Source organism: Pseudomonas sp. BE134 (genome assembly GCF_031456105.1).
Classification (GTDB): domain Bacteria; phylum Pseudomonadota; class Gammaproteobacteria; order Pseudomonadales; family Pseudomonadaceae; genus Aquipseudomonas.
Genome location: NZ_JAVDUA010000006.1, coordinates 122489 through 141633 on the forward strand (window position 1 = coordinate 122489; position 19145 = coordinate 141633).

10 protein-coding genes are annotated in these 19145 nt (G+C 58.2%); 7 read left to right on the forward strand and 3 right to left on the reverse strand.

Features of this window, described 5'->3' with window-relative positions:
* The first annotated feature begins 24 nt into the window (after positions 1-24).
* Positions 25-774, forward strand: coding sequence for an enoyl-CoA hydratase-related protein (locus J2Y56_RS07395; RefSeq protein WP_310349531.1), 750 nt, complete (start codon positions 25-27; stop codon positions 772-774).
* A gap of 191 nt (positions 775-965) precedes the next feature.
* Here the strand turns inward: J2Y56_RS07395 and pyk are convergent, their stop codons facing one another.
* The gene (pyk, locus tag J2Y56_RS07400) at positions 966-2417 is read right to left on the reverse strand and encodes a pyruvate kinase (RefSeq protein ID WP_007945893.1); all 1452 of its coding nucleotides are present in this window, start codon (positions 2415-2417) and stop codon (positions 966-968) included.
* Positions 2418-2583: 166 nt separating this feature from the next.
* Here pyk and J2Y56_RS07405 point away from each other — a divergent pair, with 166 nt between their 5' ends.
* The gene (locus tag J2Y56_RS07405) at positions 2584-2958 is read left to right on the forward strand and encodes a tol-pal system YbgF family protein (RefSeq protein WP_007945892.1); all 375 of its coding nucleotides are present in this window, start codon (positions 2584-2586) and stop codon (positions 2956-2958) included.
* 245 nt (positions 2959-3203) lie between these two features.
* Positions 3204-3563 (forward strand): PilZ domain-containing protein, encoded by a 360-nt coding sequence (locus J2Y56_RS07410; protein WP_310349533.1) that lies wholly within the window; start codon positions 3204-3206, stop codon positions 3561-3563.
* Positions 3564-3718: 155 nt separating this feature from the next.
* On the opposite strand, the gene J2Y56_RS07415 is transcribed toward J2Y56_RS07410, so the two are convergent.
* Complete coding sequence (locus J2Y56_RS07415) at positions 3719-4090, reverse strand: DUF6124 family protein (protein WP_310349536.1); 372 nt, start codon at positions 4088-4090, stop codon at positions 3719-3721.
* Positions 4091-4558: 468 nt separating this feature from the next.
* Between J2Y56_RS07415 and J2Y56_RS07420 the strand changes: the two genes are divergently transcribed.
* The 4 genes from J2Y56_RS07420 (at position 4559) to J2Y56_RS07435 (ending at position 18973) form a co-directional block, all read left to right on the forward strand.
* On the forward strand, positions 4559-7357 hold the full coding sequence (locus J2Y56_RS07420; protein ID WP_310349537.1) for a hypothetical protein: 2799 nt from the start codon (positions 4559-4561) through the stop codon (positions 7355-7357).
* Positions 7358-7463: 106 nt separating this feature from the next.
* Entirely contained in the window at positions 7464-11078 is a 3615-nt protein-coding gene (locus J2Y56_RS07425; RefSeq protein ID WP_310349540.1) for a Tc toxin subunit A, read from the forward strand.
* A 55-nt stretch (positions 11079-11133) separates the two neighbouring features.
* Complete coding sequence (locus J2Y56_RS07430) at positions 11134-15222, forward strand: neuraminidase-like domain-containing protein (protein WP_310349542.1); 4089 nt, start codon at positions 11134-11136, stop codon at positions 15220-15222.
* Positions 15215-18973, forward strand: coding sequence for a hypothetical protein (locus J2Y56_RS07435; protein WP_310349543.1), 3759 nt, complete (start codon positions 15215-15217; stop codon positions 18971-18973). The genes J2Y56_RS07430 and J2Y56_RS07435 overlap by 8 nt, the downstream gene beginning before the upstream one ends.
* On the opposite strand, the gene J2Y56_RS07440 is transcribed toward J2Y56_RS07435, so the two are convergent.
* A complete protein-coding gene (locus J2Y56_RS07440; protein WP_310349545.1) occupies positions 18959-19141 on the reverse strand; it encodes a hypothetical protein in 183 nt (60 codons plus the stop codon). The genes J2Y56_RS07435 and J2Y56_RS07440 overlap by 15 nt on opposite strands.
* Between the last annotated feature and the right edge of the window lie 4 nt (positions 19142-19145).

Sequence of the window (19145 nt, forward strand, 5' to 3'; positions counted from 1 at the left end):
TGATTTTTCAGACGCGAGACCTCCATGACCGAAGCCATCCAGATCGAACGCGAACGCGGTTTGCTGACGCTGCGCCTGAATCGCCCCGAGAAGAAAAACGCCCTGACCCGCGCCATGTACAGCCATCTGGCCGAGGCGCTGAAACAGGCTGACACCGACCCTGAAATCAACGCCGTACTGATCACCGGCAGTGCCGAGTGCTTCACCGCCGGCAACGACATCGCCGACTTCATCCAGCAACCGCCCGGTAGCCTGGACAGCCCGGTATTTCACTTCATGCTCAATTTGCTGGAATGCCGCAAACCGGTGATCGCCGCTGTGGCCGGCGCAGCGGTGGGGATTGGCACGACGATGCTGCTGCATTGCGACCTGGTGTATGTCAGCCGCGATGCTCGCCTGCGCATGCCGTTCGTCAATCTCGGCTTATGCCCGGAGTTCGGCTCCAGCCTGATCCTGCCGCGTTTGCTCGGGCATGCCAAAGCGGCGGAGTTGTTGCTGCTGGGTGAGGGGTTCAGCGGGGAACAGGCGGCAGAGTGGGGCATTGCCACCGAAGCGCTCGGCAGCGGCGAAGCGGCGTTGGCCAAGGCGCGGGAGATGGCGTTGCGCTTTGAGTCGCTGCCGCCGGAAGCGGTGCGCATCAGCAAGCAGTTGATGAAAGCGCCGGACCGGGAATTGATTCGCAAGGTGATCGAGGAAGAGGGCGCGTTGTTTACCCAGCGGTTGCGGTCGCCGGAGGCGCTGGCGGCGTTGACCGGGTTTATCAAGCGGCATTGATTTTTCGGGGACTGTGCCGGCGTCATCGCGAGCAGGCTCGCTCCCACAGGGGTTTTGTGAACACTGAAGATCCAGTGTGGGAGCGAGCCTGCTCGCGATGGGGCCTGCACAGACAACACAGCTGTTGAATAAGAAATCAAAAAGCCCCGCCATTCACATGGCAGGGCTTTTGTTTTTCAGCGGTCGGTCACTCAGACCATCGGGTCGCCAACGTGCAGGATTTTCATGCCGTTGGTGCCGCCGATGGTGTGGTAGCTGTCGCCCTTGGTCAGGATGACCCAGTCGCCTTTCGCCACAACGCCCAGTTTAAGCAACTCGTCGATAGCAGCCTGGCTGACTTGCTCAGGCGGCAGGGACGCCGGGTCGAACGGGACGGTGTAGACGCCACGGAACATGGCCGCGCGGGCCTGGGTTTCGCGGTGCGGGGAGAACGCGTAGATCGGCACCGACGAACGGATGCGCGACATGATCAACGGCGTGTAACCACTTTCGGTCAGCGCGATGATCGCCTTCACACCCGGGAAGTGGTTGGCGGTGTACATGGCCGCCAGCGCGATGCTCTGGTCGCAGCTTTCGAAGACCTTGCCGATGCGGTGGCTGGAGGTCTTGCTGGTCGGGTGTTTTTCAGCGCCGACGCAGATTCGCGCCATCGCCTGCACGGCTTCCAGCGGGTACAAACCGGCGGCACTTTCCGCCGACAGCATCACGGCGTCGGTGTAGTCGAGCACGGCGTTGGCCACGTCGGACACTTCGGCACGGGTCGGCATCGGGTTCTGGATCATCGACTCCATCATCTGGGTCGCAACGATCACAGCCTTGTTGTGGCGGCGTGCGTGCAGAATGATTTTCTTCTGAATGCCCACCAGCTCAGCGTCGCCGATTTCCACACCCAGGTCACCACGAGCCACCATCACCGCGTCGGACGCTTTGATGAGTGCATCGAGGGTGTCATCGTCCGCAACGGCTTCGGCGCGTTCGATCTTCGCCACCAGCCAGGCAGTACCGCCGGCCTCGTCGCGCAGTTGACGGGCGTATTCCATGTCGGCGGCGTCACGCGGGAAGGACACGGCGAGGTAGTCGACTTCCATCTCGGCGGCGAGCTTGATGTCGGCCTTGTCTTTTTCGGTCAGGGCCGGCGCGGTCAAACCACCGCCGCGACGGTTGATGCCTTTATGGTCCGACAGCGGACCGCCGATCAGCACGGTGCAGTTCAGTTCGGTGGCGGTGGCGGTATCCACGCGCATCACCACGCGGCCGTCGTCGAGCAGCAGCTCGTCGCCTACGCCGCAATCCTTGACGAGGTCCGGGTAGTCGATACCGACTACCTGCTGGGTGCCTTCGGTCAGAGGATGGCTGGTGGAGAAGGTGAATTGATCACCGATCTTCAGCTCGATCTTCTTGTTGGCGAATTTGGCGATACGGATTTTCGGGCCTTGCAGGTCACCCAGCAGGGCGACGAAGCGGCCGTGCTTGGCGGCAAGGTCACGCACCAGCTTCGCGCGAGCCTTGTGCTCGTCGGGGGTGCCGTGGGAGAAGTTCAGGCGGGCGACGTCCAGGCCAGCCAGAATCAGCTGTTCGAGAACTTCCGGCGAGTTACTGGCCGGGCCAAGGGTAGCGACGATTTTGGTACGACGGACGGACATGCAAAGACTCCTGAGTTCAAGCGCTGGGTGAGGCTACTATCATCTTTAGGTGTAGTCATTGTTCGTTTGCACTACTTATTGGCTTTTATCTTTAAACGATCGTTACAGGCCGCCTGAAGATTTTGCACAACGGGTCGATACAGAGCTCAAGACAGGAGAACCCCCCATGCGATTCGCGCTTATTGCCGTCCTTGCCCTCAGTGTGACGGGCTGCGCCCGTTGGTCGATGAACCACCATATGAATCTCGCCTACAGCGCCTACGATCGTGGCAATTGCGAGCAGGTCATACTCGAACTTTCAAAAGTCGAGCGCTCCAGCCGTGCGCGGCCTTATGTGTGGCCCGAAGTGTCGATGATGCGCGGCCAGTGCCTGGAAAAGCAGATGTTGTTTATCGATGCGGCGCAGACTTACCAGTACATCATCGAGACGTACCCGCACAGCGAATACGCCTACCGTGCCCGCGCGCGTCTGGAAACCTTGCAGAGCCAGGGACTTTACCCGCTGCGCAGCGCAGCGGCCGTGCGCCCGCCGTCCTACTGATTGCCGTTGTCATGCCATGGCTGGCTCACTGGCGGTGGTGAGCTATAGTCCAGGAGATCGGTTTTAGAGCCTTGCCTCTGAATCCGAGGTCATACCTGTGATCGGCAGGAGTCAGCGTCAGCGGTTACATGGACTGTCGCACCGGGATCGGGGAGAGCGCGCCTTCACTTCTATCAATCAAGAAGAAGACCCGTTCCGAAGCATTAGTGCGGCCCTGCTTAAGGGTCTTGCTGGGCCATTTGCGCATGTTTACCAACCGCCGGATCACGCGGCATCAGCTGCCGTACTTCCTCAAAGTGTTCAACAGCGTCACCGACAAACCCATCGGCTATCTCGGCAACGTGTCCGAAGAAGGGCTGATGCTGATCAGCCAGTTGCCCATGATGGTGGGCGTCGACTTCGACCTGCGTTTGAAAATCCCCTCCACTGATGGTTGCCAGCAGGTCATCGACCTGGCGGCGCGTTGCCTGTGGTGCCATGAAGACGAAACGCCGCAGCATTACGACGCCGGGTTCTACCTGCAACGGGCTCCACCGGAGTATCGGCAATTGGTGGAGGCGTTGAGGCAGTACTTCAGTTTTCAGCCGTTGCCTGCGTCTGCCTGAGTTTAGCGGCGCTCTCACTATTGCTATCGCGAGCAGGCTCGCTCCCACATGGGTATCGGGTGTTCACAAAAATTGTGGTCACCGAAAGTCCCCTGTGGGAGCGAGCCTGCTCGCGATGGCGTCAGCTCTGACAACAACAATTCAAAGGCTAAACGCTAGGCCGTCTTGATCGCCCGCTCGTTATCCAGCGATCGCTCCACCAGCATCAACCCCAACTCACTCATCTGATAAATCGCCATCGCCAGATGCCGTGGCCTGTCCTCCAGGCTTTCGGCCAGGTCGAGCAGCAGAATGCTGACCGACGAAAAGGTTTCGTAGGTCTGGATGGTCAGGGCTTCGGGATTGGCATCCGGGACAACGGTGAACATTTTCATGGCGCGGTCCTGGGAAGTGCGAAGGGAGTCGACGTCGGGTTTGAGGTAATGGTCGAGCGCCTTGTCGGCGGCGTGGAGCTTTCTTGAATCGAAGGTGGCGTAGGGGGAAACCGGGTCGGTTTCGGGGGGTGGATTGGGTGTTGGTTTGAACATGATCGATCTCCTTTATAGGGCTGCCACCGTCTCGCGACTAAACGAGGGGGGTGGCGGCTGTAAGCAGGTTAGTCGACCGGCGGAGATACGAATTCCGGCGCGCCCGAGGGCGCCCTGCGAACAGCCACCATCAAGTGCGGGGATAGGGAATACCCGACTGGATGACGCTTATACACATGTATCGAACCGCCGGGCGACTAAACCCGATCGCTGATTGGCAGCGACGCGGATCAAGTTACGGGGCAAGGCCAAGGTGCACAAGCCGGCGGATTCTGGCGGATGTGTAGTCCATTGCGCAAGGAGGTGTAGTCAATGGGCCGAGGGCTGAAAAAAGCAAACTTTATCGCGCTGAAATGGAGGGTGCCGCTCGTCGGAACTGTCATTTATTACAGGTAGATATGCGCTGACATCAACTGTAGAAAAGTGAGATCGAACACAAGCAGGCTTCTTCGTGGGGGAATTAGCGAAATGATCACAATTTTGTACCCGGAAATGAATGCCCTTCTTCCCTCGCGTACGTTTACCGTAAGAGGGGCGGCGAATGTTGGCTCCGTAGTATATATAAGAATTTCGGCACATGACTATGATCAGAAACACTATTCTGTAGGCGTTCCTAGCACTGGTTATTGGGAAATTGAAGTTAATACCGCGTCAGTGGGTAACATTCAATTGGCGTGGAGTTATGTTCCTAATAGTTGGCCTGCCTTTAACTACAGGTATTTTGTCAGGCCGTTGCCTCCGCCGACTGTAGACGATAAGCCGAGTTTCGAAAAGATTTCAGGGCGCTGTCTGCAAGATGGTGAGTATTCAGTTGGCGTGTTAGGGGTAGAGCTCATAGATCATATCAATGGGAACTCTTTGGGTGAGGTTCTAGTTAATGCTTATGGGACATGGGAGTTGGTGAATGATTTGCCCGCAGGAACATACCAAGTAAAGGTGAGGCACCGTCTTGAGGCAGTACTGCACGAAACGTTGTACTCCAGTTTGAGCCGTGTTTTTGAGTGTGTCGTCGGTCCCCCAGTATCCGATCCTCCAGTTATCGACGTTCCTGGTCCTAATGATGTCACTGATATGCGAGGATCGATATCTGGACGTGGCGCTGTTGCAAATACCATTGTCGAGGTTCTGAAGGACCTTGAACATTTGTTCAAAATCGGGGAAGGAACTGCAGGGGCGAACGGGCAGTGGATCGTAACAAGATTCGACAGGGATATGCCCCCCGGTCCGTTTTCGATTGTCGCGCGACAAATTGTCAGTGGGGTGCCTTCCGACGTCAGCGCAGCCCGGTCGTTCAAAGTCCGCCCTCCGGCATTGAATGGCGTCAACGTCACGACCCTGAGCGAAACCGTTTTGAAGTTTTCAGGCACCGGCCATCCCGGCGCAACGGTCGAGATCACTGTCGTCAGCGGGCCGGGAGGGACGCCGCCGCCCGCTGTCACAGTGACAGGTGGCCGGTGGGAAACGACCGTGACCAACTGGCCGTTTGGCTCGTACTCTCTGAAGGCGATTCAGAAAGTCTCCGACAATGCCAATGGCTGGATTGAGTCACTGCCTTACTTATTTCCCGTCAACCGGGTACTGCCGGATCCGACCGACATAGCGTTCACGGAGGAATACTGGCCGACCTTTTCCGGCAAAGGCTACAACCGCGCTACGGTGAAGATCGCTGATCCCGGTGGCAGCACCTTCCCCGCCCCCAATGCGCTCGTGTCCGCAGGCAAGTGGTCGAGCCGGGCATCCCAGGAGTGGGGCCCGACATTCAAGCGTGACGTTTATTTCAGGCAGTTTCTGGATGGTCAGCAATCGCCGACCTGGGTCCACCTCATCGTCACCATCCCACCGTTGGCGCCTGTCATTGGCCAAATGCAAGAGGACGGTTTGTCTCCAAAAATCTCCGGCACCTGCTCGTCGGGTGCTGTGGTGGAAGTCACGTTCAGCGACGCCCCCCTCACAAAGCACCCCGCCATCGTTACCGGCACAAACTGGACCTTTCAGCGAGAGACACCGTTTGCCCCGGATGTGCCTCACATCGTCACCGTCACCCAGTTCGTTGCCGGGCAAACGTCACCCTCTGCGTCCGTAACCTTCACGGTTTACACGCCGATGCTGAAACCGCTGATCTTTGAACCCGAACCTAGTTCGCAGGTCGGTCGCGATGTAACGGTAAAGGGGCGGAGCGGCATGGCCGGGGCCTCGATGCAACTGCGCGATGTTGTATCCGGTAGAGATCTGGGCGAACCAAAATTGCTGATCGCCGGCGGTGACTGGTCAATCGACCTCACCGTTCTTGAGTTTCGCGAGTACACCGCTGATGCGCAACAGACGCTCAATCAGCGCGAGTCTGAGCGAAGCGACATGCTCAAGTTCGAGGTGGTGCTGCTGCCTCCCGTCTTTACGCAGCCAACGGAAAGCGGCGATCAGCCACGAACCGCGACGCTTGAGGGGGAAGGCATGCCGCTCGGACGGGTCGAGGTCTGGCTGGCGGGCGATACCGGGCCTTTGCTGAGGAATATTCCCGTGGACAGCGATGGCCACTGGAAAGCCGAGGTGACCTTGCCGGTGGGGGCCAAAATCATCTGGGCCAGGCAAACTTTCGATGGACAGATCTCCAAAGACAGCCCGCCGTTGAACTACAACGTCGTGCCGGCGGCCCCGTATATCGAAACCCCGGCACTGGACGAGCACATTGGTCGGCGGGTGGTGATATCCGGTTTCGGCGTGCCGGGGGACCGCGTGACGGTGAAGCTGGGTGGCGCTGTTTCAAAGGTGCTGGGACGCAGTCCGGTGCTGGAGGATCGCACGTGGTCGGTGACGGTGATGCTGAATCTGCCTGGTGGCCGCTATGGCCTGGTGGCCGTGGCGTCGTGCGACGGCTTCGAATCGGCCGACTCCCCCGAACGGTCGGTCGTGCTGGGTGCTTTTCTGCCTTCCATCGATGTACCGGCGGCGGGACGCTGGGTCAGTGATCCGGTGCGTTTTGAAGGGCAGGGCAAACCGGGAATAGGGCAGCTCATGAGCTGGTACAACCCTGATCTGAAGTGGGTGTTGAACGTTGACGTCAGCCCCAGTGGCTGGCGGGGCAGTGCGGCGCAGCCGTTGCCCGACGGTGGCAATTGGTGTCGGTTCGAGCAAACCCTGACCGGCAGTAAAGTGGGTGAGACGGTTTCCGACTGTGCGGAAATTAAACGCTTCGACGTCGACGTGCTCCATTCACGAAAGCCTGATAACGATCCTCCGATGAGCGGTCATTTATGCTGTCATTTATGACAGTAGACGGTGATCGCCTTCAAGCGCCAAATCTCTTCAATCAATCGCACGGCCTGACAAGCTTGTCAGGCTGTTCAGGACTGTTATCGGCTCAAGGAACCTGACCATGGCTGACTCTCGCCCCGCCTCGCAATTGCTGAACCAGGTCTTCAGTGAAGAACAACGCACACAGTACGCTGCTCTGAACACTTACATCGAAGACGGTGGCTCGATTTTTCCACTGGTGGAAAAGGGTGTGCTGGGGCTGGTGAGGGACTTCAACATGAGCCCCGATGACGCCCGCCGGTTTTTGCGGCGGGCCAACAGCATGGCCATTTATGTGCGGCGACAATTCATCGAGCACAGCCTGCGCAGTCATGAAACAGATGAGGTCGGGGCGACCAGTGGTTTGTTGTCGATGGTTTCGGGACCCAGTTTCGAGATGCTGTTCAGACCAGAATTCGACAGTTTTTGCCCACCGCAGGCGCTGGAATCTCTCGCTTCGCCAGTGGCGTATCTGATCGAGCTGTTGAGGTGGATCGAGCAGCGTATCGAGTCCGTTTCGAGCAGTAACGAAAAGCTGCCGCTGCATGATCGGCGCAAGGACCTGAAACCGCTGCCGGTCGATCAAAATGCGGTGTATCGATCGGTGTCTGCGGTCGACATCATCGTCCCGGTGCTGGAAACCTTCATCGCCGAGCACGATGCCAGACTGGATGTTGAAGACGCGATGATCGAGGCGCGATACCCCAATGGGCTGCCTTATTATCAGCACTGGGAGACCTTGGATGCGGTCGCCCATCACCAAGGGCTTTCGGTCGGCAATTTTGTGCACTTGGTGGACAACTCAGCCCCTTATTTTTTGCAACGCCAGGCGTGGGATGCCGACGCGGGGCGTGCCCTGGCCCACGCATCACGGCTGGGGCCCTATCAGCGGCGGTTGCTGACGGAGCCGCCCGTAGAGTCCGAGAGTCGCGAGGGTTTTTATTCGCAGAACTTCGGTGCATGGGGCGTGGCGTGGCAGAACCTTAACCAGGTGCCATTCTTCGGTGAGCGAACCAAACTCGACACCCCGGGGCTGGAGGCCTTGCTGTCGGTACGAGGTTTCGCCCCCGTGCGCTCTGCCAACGTGACGTACTCGCAAAGCAAGCCTGTTGAGCCGGAAAGCGGGCGTTCCGGTTCGGTTTATCTCAATGCCAATAGCCACCCTGCGGTCAGCATTACGGGTAGCGGAACCGGCCCTTCATTCCTGCATAAATTATCAGCGGATCCCATCAGCGACGTGGGTCTTGACCGATACGACCGAATGAACCGTAAGTTGCGTCTGGATCAGTGGCTGGGGCTGCCCAGCGATCAGGTGGATAAGTTGTTGGCGGCGGCCATGAGGGCTGAATGGCGCAGTAGCGCATCAGACAATGCCTGGTGGATCACGGAAAAAGTCGTGCACGCACTGGGTCTGTTTCAGTCGTTACGCGAGCGCTACGGGTGTACGGCGCCAGAATTTGCCGCGTTTATCGACGAGTTGTCGATTTACGGTCGCGGTGAAGCGCTCTCTCAGTTTGATCAAGTCTTCAATGGCCAGGGCGACTACCGCCAACCCATGTTGCTCGATGACGGTGAGTTCTCGGTGTTGCCGGTCCAGGGCGATTCCGAATTGACGATCACCCAGTTGTGCAGTGCGTTGGGGATCGACCTGCAGACCTACCGATACCTGGCCATGGCGATTGCCGGTGCGCATGGCGTCACCGACAACAAACTCAAGCGCACCCCCGCAGTCATTTCCAGTTTTTATCGCCTGGTGAAGCTGCCCCGTCTGTTGGGCATGACGCCCGTCGAGGGCGTCCTGATGCTGACGTTATTGGGGGGGGAAGACTGGCTCTACGGTCTGGCGGGTACTCCCCTGATCCATTCGACCCGAGTTGATACGCCCGATGTGCTGAACCTCATTTATGCCCTGCATTCCTGTGTGGGGTGGTGCGCAGACCGCAAACTTGCGGTGCTCTGGATGTTGCAGCACATCTCGCAACCCCAGGCGTTGGCCACCGCTTCTGACGATGAGCGCCAGTTGTTTGAAAAAGTGCGCAGCCTGTTGTCAGGCGCTCAGTTCACCCACTCGGCGTTACTGATGGCAGGGGTGCCACCGCTGGCGAACGCAAGCTGGCTGGATTTGCTGACGATGCTGGTCGATGCTGACGGACTGGTCCTGGCGTATGGGGGTACGCAAGCCGAGTACCTGGCCTTTGCCCGGATGGCGCTCGACGGGGCGGTGAAGGATGGCCTCGGTGACAGCGATGAAGTCGTACGCGCTGCCATTGTCGAGAAAATGCTCGCCGTGCTTTTGCAGGCCTACGAGGCTCAGGCGTCGGTGGTCAAGGAGTCGCTGGCGGTTTATGCGGGCGTCAACGCCGAGCAAGCATTTCAAGTGCTGGCCTGGGCCAATGCAACGGTGCACCAATTGTTGCGTCAGGTATTGGAACGCACCCTTTCGGAACGGGAAGACTCCCTGCGGGGACGCAACGAGCAGCCTGACCCCCTGCTTGTACTCTTGGCCGATGTACGCCGTCGCAGTGCGGTGGTGGCGAAACTCGATCTCGGTGCCCAGCTGTTGCAGGACTACCTGGATTACGGCCACAAGGCCTGGCTGGATCAGGAGGACAAACATGCGTTCACGGTGAGGACGCTTTACTACCTGACGGTGCTCACCCGGGCGTTTGAGTTGAGTGAGAAGCCTGCGCAGAAACTGCTCGATTATCTGCGTGAGGTCAATGCCTTGCCTGACCACCTGAGCGTTGATGCTGAGCGTCTGGCCCAGCAAGCGGCTGCGATTCGCCTGGCCGAGTTTTTCGACTGGAGTGTTCAAGAGGTGCGCGAGTGTGTCAATCGCATCGACCCTATGCTCAAGATCCTGAAAAACCTGACCCAACTGGATTTGTTGATGCGCATTCGGGTCATGGCGACGAAGACCGGCATGGATGCCTTGACGATTTTTTTGATCGGCACCCTGCCCGAGGCGGTGGACAAGTCGAAGTACAAGGATGCTGCCGAGCATGCGTTGCTGAGCCTGTCCGGATCCCCTGTGCCTCAGATGGCGTTCACCGAGGATTTGCAGCAGCTCGTTACCTTGACCTGTGATTGGGACAAGCTCGAGGTGGTGGCCAACAAACCCGGCGAGAAAATCACCTTCACCGTGACCCTCAAGGACATCGACGAACAGCCGTTGAGAGGTGTCAAGGTTTACTGGCTTGCCAGGCTGGGCAGTATTGCCACCAAGAAAACGGACGTCAATGGCATGGTCAAGGCAGAGTTTTTGCCCGGCAAGGTCATGGGCACGGACACCCCGCAGTTCTGGCTGGACCTGTTCAAGCCGCAGTACGCCCCCACCATCCATGTTGTCGCTGAAGCGAGTTCCCTGCAGTTTCCGCCTTCGCGCATGTCGCCGGTGCCGTTGGGCACCGTGGCCCACGGTCAGGAAGTCGAACTCTACGCCACGTTGATGGACCGATATCTAAACCTCGGGAAAAACCGCCTCGTGCGATGGAGCTACAGGGCTGTGGACGGCACCCGGCTGCCTGTGCTGGATATCCGGCCGGTGCAGTCCTACACCAACCAGGAGGGCGTGACGCGAGTGTTTGTCTCCAGCCCTACCGGCGGAGAGTTTGCGATCAGTGTGCTGTCCGAAGCAGGGGAATCCATGGCTCATTTCGAACCCATCACGTTCGACGGCGAGGAGGCAGGCCAATGAACGCTATCGCTGACTGGACCTGCGTTTCCGGTTCACACCCTCAGGAGAAAGGACTATGGCACTGAACAATATGGCTGGCCTGCTCGAAAAGCGCCGTGATGCGCTGGTCGAGTTCTGCATCGGGACGTTCGGGAGCGGAGATTCGCCCAAGTACAGCTTCCTGAAAACCCCGGCAGACCTGTTCGAACTACTGCGCATCGATCCCCTGGACAACTACCCGGTTCAAAGTTCCTGGGTGGCCGAAGCGACGAGCTGCGCCCAGAAGTTTATCCATGCCGCGTACCGCAAGCTGGAGCCAGGCTATGCGACGATCGAGTTCGATAAAAGAGATCTGGCGACTTGGGAGCTTTACAGCAATTACCCGGATTGGGCCGCGCGGCAACTGATCGCGATCTACCCGGAAAATTTCATGACCCCCTTTGTGCGACAGCGCAAGACCAGTCTGTTCAAAACCCTGGAAAACAATCTCAATCAGACCCGCCTGAACAGCGATTCGGTACAGGCAGCCCTGCAGGACTACCTGAAAACGTTCGAGCAGACCTGCAACCTGGATGTGATCAGCAGCTACATGGACGGTGCCTCGCCGGCACGCGCCGATTATTACTTTGTCGGTCGCCAGCGGGTGCCGCCTTACCAGTATTTCTGGCGCAAGGCTGAGGTGGAACTCTCGCCTGCCGATGTCGCCCTCAATCCCGCGGTGTGGAATGAATGGCAGCCGGTGGATATTCCGGCAGGGGCCAAGGTGCTGGACATTCGCCCGGTGTTCTGGAGCGGGCGGCTGTGCCTGGTGTGGGCCGAGTGGCGGGACAAGGTTGAGGGATCGGATGGCCAGAGCGTACCTCACCGGTTGGACATCAATCTGGCATTCATGAACCAGAACGCCCAGTGGTCGGCACCGTTGATCATGCACAGTTCTTCGCAAACCACAGATTACTCCGAGGACAAAAACGCTCGACTGATTGCCACCGTATGGGCCGATCATCACAACCCCAAGGGCAAGTTGGGGGTGTTGTTGACGAACCGCAAAGGGGACGGGAGTGAGGCCGGTCTGAAAGTGACAGCGGTACGCGATGTGCTTTTCCGTCCCTTGCCCGAAGATGATGGCGGCTGGCTGGAGCACGCCGCGGACAAACGCTTTGTCACCGCCGAAACGGTGCAGCATCCATTGCTGAACCAGCCGACCATCGCCACCACTGTGGCCACGCCGGGGACCCTGACGCCATACCTGGATGTGCAGGCCGTGGCGTTTCGCGACGGTATCTACGATGTGCTGATTGTCCAGGGACTTTTGAGGCCCACGGGTAATACCAGTACCAGTAACGTTGAATTGGAATTGGCGTTGAAAAACTCAGCCGAAGGCGACCCGGACCCGATTAAAACCTCCCAGCCACTTGCCGGTGGCTGGGGCACCGAATGGCAAATCTTCAAGCGGGGGAAAGGTGCATGGGGGGCGCCGACCTTTACTTTTGGCAGTGCAGAATATGGAGTTAAAGAATTTGCATTGACGATTGCCAACGTAACGGACTTCAACCCGGCGGCATTGCTCAAAAACACTTCCAATGCAGCGCAGTTTATTGCTTTCAACCAGCCAGACTGGGCGCTTGAATTCACCCGCCTGAATTCGCTGTTCGGCCCCGAGCTGGTGCAACGCTCCAGTATTTCCGTGGATGCGGTACTTGATTGGGACACCCAGTTTCTGTCGGAACCGTCGCCCGGTTCTGTAACGATGAACGAACAGAACGGTGCATTCGACGGCGCCAATGGCTTGTTTTTCTGGGAGCTGTTTTTTCATTTGCCTCATCTGGTCGCGACGCGTCTGCGCACCGAAGATCGTTTTCTGGAGGCGCAAAAATGGCTGCATTACCTGTTTGATCCGCAAGCGCCGGCGGACATTACAAAACCGGTAGATCCCAAACCGCTTTACTGGCGCTGCCGGCCATTGAACGTCGTCATAGGCAATGTGGGCTTCGAAACCCGCGCACCGACCGATCCGGACGCCATCGGCTATTCCGCGCCCTACCATTTCCAGATTCTGGTGTTTACTGAATACGTCAAGAACCTTGTGGCCTGGGGCGATTGGTATTACCGCCAGCTCACCCGTGACAGCCTGGTAGCCGCCAAGTTGTGTTACGTCCAGGCCGAATTCTTCATGGGGAAGGCCCCCACGGTGCGGACAGTGAACCGTTGGGAAACCGACACGGTGGAGGGCCTTTTGGCCAAGAGCCTGTCGCGGCCAGCGCTTGAGCAGTTTGAACAAACCCTCGGGTTCAGCCTGGCGGACTTTCCTGCCGGCGCCGACGAACCGCCCGAGCTCGGGTTACTGGCGAACAATCCTTTCAAACTCCCGATCAATGAGCTGTTGCTTGCGCTGTACGACTTGCCCGGCCAACGCCTGCATAACCTGCGCAATAATCTCACCCTCGACGGCAAGCCGAGGGAGATCCCGCTTTTCAGCCCTCCCACCGATCCCAATCAATTGTTGCAAGACCTGGCGGCCGGGGGCATTGGCGCACCGAGACCCATGGGCGGACGTCTGGTGATCGGTGCTTTCCGTTGGCGCGTGATGTTCGAGGCGGCGTTGCGTGCCGTGCAAACCCTGCAGGAATACGGCAACCAGGTGCTGCGCTTGCTTGAGCAGCGGGATCGGATCGAGCAGGAAGAAATGCAGCAAGACCATCTGGTGAAACTGGGCACCTATGCCCAGACCGTGCAGGAATATGCCATCGACCAGTTAAAGGCGAATGTGCTCGCGCTGGAGCAAAGCCGGGCCGTGGCGGCGGATCGGGCCGATGCCTATGCGGCACTCTATGACGAAAATGTGTCGGCGGTTGAATACGAGGTCATGGAAAGTCTGCAGGAGTCAAAAAAACTGTCGCTGGTGTCCTCAAGCATCAAGCCCGCAGCCGGGGCGCTGGCTGCTCTGCCCAATGTGTTCGGATTGGCCAATGGTGGATTTCGCCCCGACGAAATCATCAATGCGGTGTGCTTCGGATTGGACATCGCTTCGGCGGTCAAGCAACTGGACGCGGACAAACAAGCCACCACCGAAGCTTACCGCCGTCGCCGTAACGAATGGGCGCTGCAGCGCAATCAAGCAGCCGCGGAGATCCGGGCGATCGATGAGCAGATCGGCGCTCAAAAGCATGCCGTCGAGGCGGCCAAAGCCAGCCTGCAGCAGACCCTCACGGCCAACAGCCAGGCGCTGACGGTTTACAACTTCCTCAAGAAGCGTGCGACCAATGCCGAACTGTTCGGCTGGTTGCTGGGCCAGTTCAAGGCCCTGCACTATCAGGCGTACGATGCGGTCGTCAGTTTGTGCCTCAACGCCCAGGCTTCGTTGAACGCGGAAACCGGCGATTACGACGCGAATCTCCCCTTGCCCCAGGTCTGGCTGGATAACCGTCACGGCTTGACCGCAGGCGAACACCTGCGTGGGCATTTGTTGCGCATGGAGCGTGAATACCTGCAACGCCATGAGCGTCGGCTGGAGTTGGTCAAAACCGTATCCTTGCGGCAATTGTTCGACGACAAGGTCGAACCGCAAGTGGGGATCGACAATTGGACGTCTGCGCTGCAGCAGTTGCAGGACCGGGGGACACTGGAATTCAAGCTTACCCAGCTGCTGTTCGATCGCGATCATCCGGGGCATTACTGCCGACAAATCAGCTCGATCGAGGTCGATCTGCCGGTGCTGACCGGCCCTTACAAAAATGTACAAGCAACCTTGCTGCAGATCAGCAGCATGATAGCGACCAAGGCATCGAGTCAGTCTGTGAGGTATTTGCACAACCCGGACGGTGCCACAGGCCCGGCCGATGTGCAGGTCAACCTGCGCAGCGGTCAACAAATCGTCTTGTCGATGGGGATTGCCGATAACGGCATGACGGCCATGAAACCTGATGAAGGGTTGCTCAACCCCTTCGAAAACACCGGGGCAGTGTCGCGCTGGACGATGAATTTTCCACGGCCGACGAAAGCGTCGCAGCACGCCATGCTGCTGACGTTGACGGACATCATTCTGCGGATCCGTTTTACGGCCAAAGCCGGCAAGCCAACCTTCGCGCGAACCGTCGAAGACCTGGTGACCCAAGCTGAAAACCCGGAGCAAAACCCAAGCGTCGAAGGAGCCGTCCGTCATGAATGAACCGATCATCCAGGCCAATGAAAGTCTGATCCGCAATGGCGATTTCGAGCAGGGGTTTTCCCATTGGAAGAAAGGTCCGATAAATCCAAGCTGGTTGAGTAGAGCAAGTGAATTCCATGAAGGCGAATTTATTCCTTTACTGAAGTCTGGAAACAAGTCTTCGGTCAGTCAGTCGTTGGAGGTCCCAAAGGATCCCATTGAGCAAGCGCGCTATGTCCTCAGTTTCTGGTGCGAGACACGGCACACCGAAGCGGGCAAGCTGAAAATCAGCATCGATGGGCAGCAAGAAACATTGGAAATCCTGTTGCCGCCGGGTGCATCACGGGATGTCGAGGAGGATCAGGCGCGACTGAGGAACGGTCAGCCGCTGGAGTTCAATCCGATCAAGTACAGAGTTGAACTGGCGCTGCCATTCAGTGCCGGGGACACCCTCACTGTCGAGGTGTCCAGCCCGGCCAATGCCCCCACTGACCCCGTCTCGGGCATCTGCATCACCTGTATCAATTTTCAATTGCATCTGGAACCAGCGGTGATGCAAAGGCTGATGCTGGATGAAGAACCTGTGTCACCTGCTGAGACGCTGTACATGTGCCAGGGGGCCTCCGCGAGCCTGGCTCACCGGTTGAAATTCCTGCCCGCGCCAGACAATGCCTGGCGGGACACCCAGGCAGCGTTAAGCAGTGACGACAATCCGTTTGGCGCGGTTGTCGCAGTGCCGGACTGGGGCGTGGATCATCCGCTAGAGGATCAGTGGCAACTTGATTGCCCGTTGATTGGCGATGAAGAGCCCTACCTGTTCTCGATGAACCTGCTTAACCAGTACACCGCCGAGCCTTACCCGGTGAATGTGTCGTTGGGGCATCATCGGTTGGTGTTCCGCGACGTGCTCGAGGCGAAGTATTACCCGGTGCTCGAATACGGGCAGGGTGTACGGCTGGGTGTTCAAGTGGCGTCGTACTACACCGGCCAGTCCCTCAGCGGGCGAACGGTGACCTGGACACTTGCCGGCCAAGGGGTGAAAGGCGCTGGAATCACGAATGACCAAGGCTGGGCTTACTTCGATTTTGAACCGCAGGCACATGGCAACGTTGTTATTCAGGCCTCTGTCGACAGCCCCTATTACGCCGCTGGTGTGGTCACTCAGTCGTTAGACGTCCGGGTATTGGCGACGGATCCGTGGAAAGACGTATTGGCGGTCGTCGATGGCGATGAGAAGCGTTGGGAGGAAAAAACCGGCTATCCCAATCGGGGCTCGGATTATCCCGTGACGATAAAACTGGCCGCAGACAGCCCGTTGCTTGGCACGGAACTGTTGTTGCGCTGGAGCGGTGATTCCCATGAGCAACTGGGGGTTATTGTCAGCCCGGCGCTTGAGCATTCGGTGCCGGTCATCGGCCGCGAAATGGCCTGGAACCTGACGAGCGAGGATCGTCTTGACGGTTGGTTTTATCTGGCGCTGGTCTGCTCGAAGCTGCTGCTGCCTTCACCGAAAAAAACCATGTCGCTGGCGCGCAATCGGGTCAAGGTCGGTGAAGTGCGCGAGGCCAACAAGTTTCCAGTGGTGGATGAAAACGAAAGCGTGCTGTTGCGGGTGCAGGTGCTGCATGAGGTGGGCAGAGGCGACGGTGAGCCGGTGATTAACGCGCTGGTGGACTGGCTAACCCCTGAGGGCACGATTTCGACCCGATCCGGTGCCGGTGGCTGGGCCAGTGTGCCGTATACGCCGAACGTCGCCGGGGATCAGGTTGTCACGGCCAGCATCAAGGCCCATGCCGAGGCCGTTGCGATTGAACAGCCTTTTAATGTGAAGGCAATTGCGACCAGCCCCTGGAAGAGTGAAGTCAAGTTCCTGCTGGATACGGTTGAAGTCTTGCGCAATACGCTCGGCGTGGTGTGTCGGCGTGGCCAGGCACATATCTTGAAGGTTGTGCCGGTCGCTGGCAGTGCGTGGCTTGGCAAAAACATCAGTTTGCATTGGCGAGGTGCAGACCCGGATATCGGATTGGTGCCCAGCGATTTGGGTTTGCCCAAGCTTCTCGTGGCAGCAGGCGTGGAATGGAACCTGGTCTCACAAGCGAATGACAGCCTCAGCAGTCTGTTTGAGCTGGAGCTACGCCTTGAAGGCGAATTAACCGTTCGAGAGCTGTCCGGGCGCTTGATGTCCGGGGATCTGACGGAAGAAGTGAGCCTGATGCTGGACCAGATTCCGGCAGCGCTGGACGGTCAGGCGTTCTATCCCTGCCTGGGGGCGACTCATCGTTTTAACGTGTTGCCCAATGCGCTGAGCCCGTTGGTGGGGCTGGAATCTTTGCTGACGTGGTTGGGGACGCCGGCCGATCAGTTGGGAGCAACCGTTCAACCTGCCCTGAACCTGCGGCAAAACCTGAGCGATGGGGGCGTGACCTGGACGCTGGACTTCACCGCCAGTCAGACACCGGGTGATTTTGCCCTGGCCCTGGCACTGCCTCAGTTGAACTTCGTTGCCACCGCCAAGCCGATGGCGCTGGCGCACAACAAAATCAGAATCGAGGCGTGTCGCGAGTCGCCGGTGGATCCGGTGGTAGGGCAGGAATCTGCGTGGCAGTGGGTTCAGGTGTTCTCTCATTTCACCCGGCACGCTGTGAATCAGGTGCCCGTGACATGGACGACGCCGCAGGGGCCAAGGGTGGTGCATACCGATAACGAAGGTTGGTCCGGTATTGATTTTTCGCCGGTAATCGATGGGGCACATGAAATTCAGGCGTTGGTGATCAGTGCTTTCGACAGCTTTGAAGATAAACGCGCGATGGGGGTTACGGCACTGGCGAGCGATCCGTGGGAGGGGCTGTCGGTCAGGTTTGACGGCGGACCGGCTCACGCCTGGGGTGAAAAGACCTACTTCCCGCGTCGTAAGGGTGAGCACACCTTTAAGCTGTTCGCTCCTCAGAACAGCCCGTTGTTTGATCGTGTCTTGACGCTCGGTATGACGGGGACCGGGCCTGGCGAACTGGGTATCCAGTTTTTACCGGCAGCGTTGGGGGTGTCACGCATGTTTTACCACGTGGGCTTGCAGTACACGTTCAAGGCGGGCGATCTGAAGGACGCGAGTTTTGCATTGCGATTGTCATCGGAGCGACTGGCGAGTCTTTCGCCAGCGAACGCGATGTCATTGGGGGAAGGTGCACAGGTGGTGAAAATCGCCGGGAACAGCCGCGTTGATCAGACGCTGGATTGGGGCCAGGAATTTTTTGGGCAGGTCACCGTAGTGTCTGTCATCAGTGGCAAGGCGATGGTGGGGTGGACGGTGACGTGGCGTAGTCCTGATCTTGGGGTTGTGACTTCAGTGACTGATTATTACGGTGTGGCGAGAGTTCGCTTCGTTCCCGAAACTCCTGGAGAGGCTGAGTTGACGGCAACGGTGGGGGATAGGGAGTCGGTTGCGTTGTCGTATTTCCTGAATGAGCCACGGGAAATACAGACTCTGTCCAGTCCGGATCCTGCCGGATTTCCCGGAGATGAGGTCTCGGCCGACGCTATCGTTGTCTCAGCTATCACTGGCGAACCTTTGTGGGATGTAGAGGTAATGTGGGACTTCCCGGGCGTGACGATTGCACCAACGAGAACTAACAAAGAAGGGAAAACGAGTGTGATGTTCAGGCTTTCAGCGAACATGCCGAGTGTTTTGGGAGCCTCTGTGCGAGGTGGAAAGGCGGGATGGGATACGGCACTGCTAATGTTTACTGTTGAGGATCGGCAGCTAGCCTTTGTTTAACTCATCGGCAATGGCCAATATTATGTAGGGCAAACGGCGCGCCTCAGCTGTCGGCTGGTTGATAACACCACTGGAGAAGGTGTCGTAGGTGTAGACGTCGCCTTTTTCAACAATGGCGTATTCGATGTTTATGTGAAATCGGCTGATCAAGGCGTCTTGAGTAGACATTATC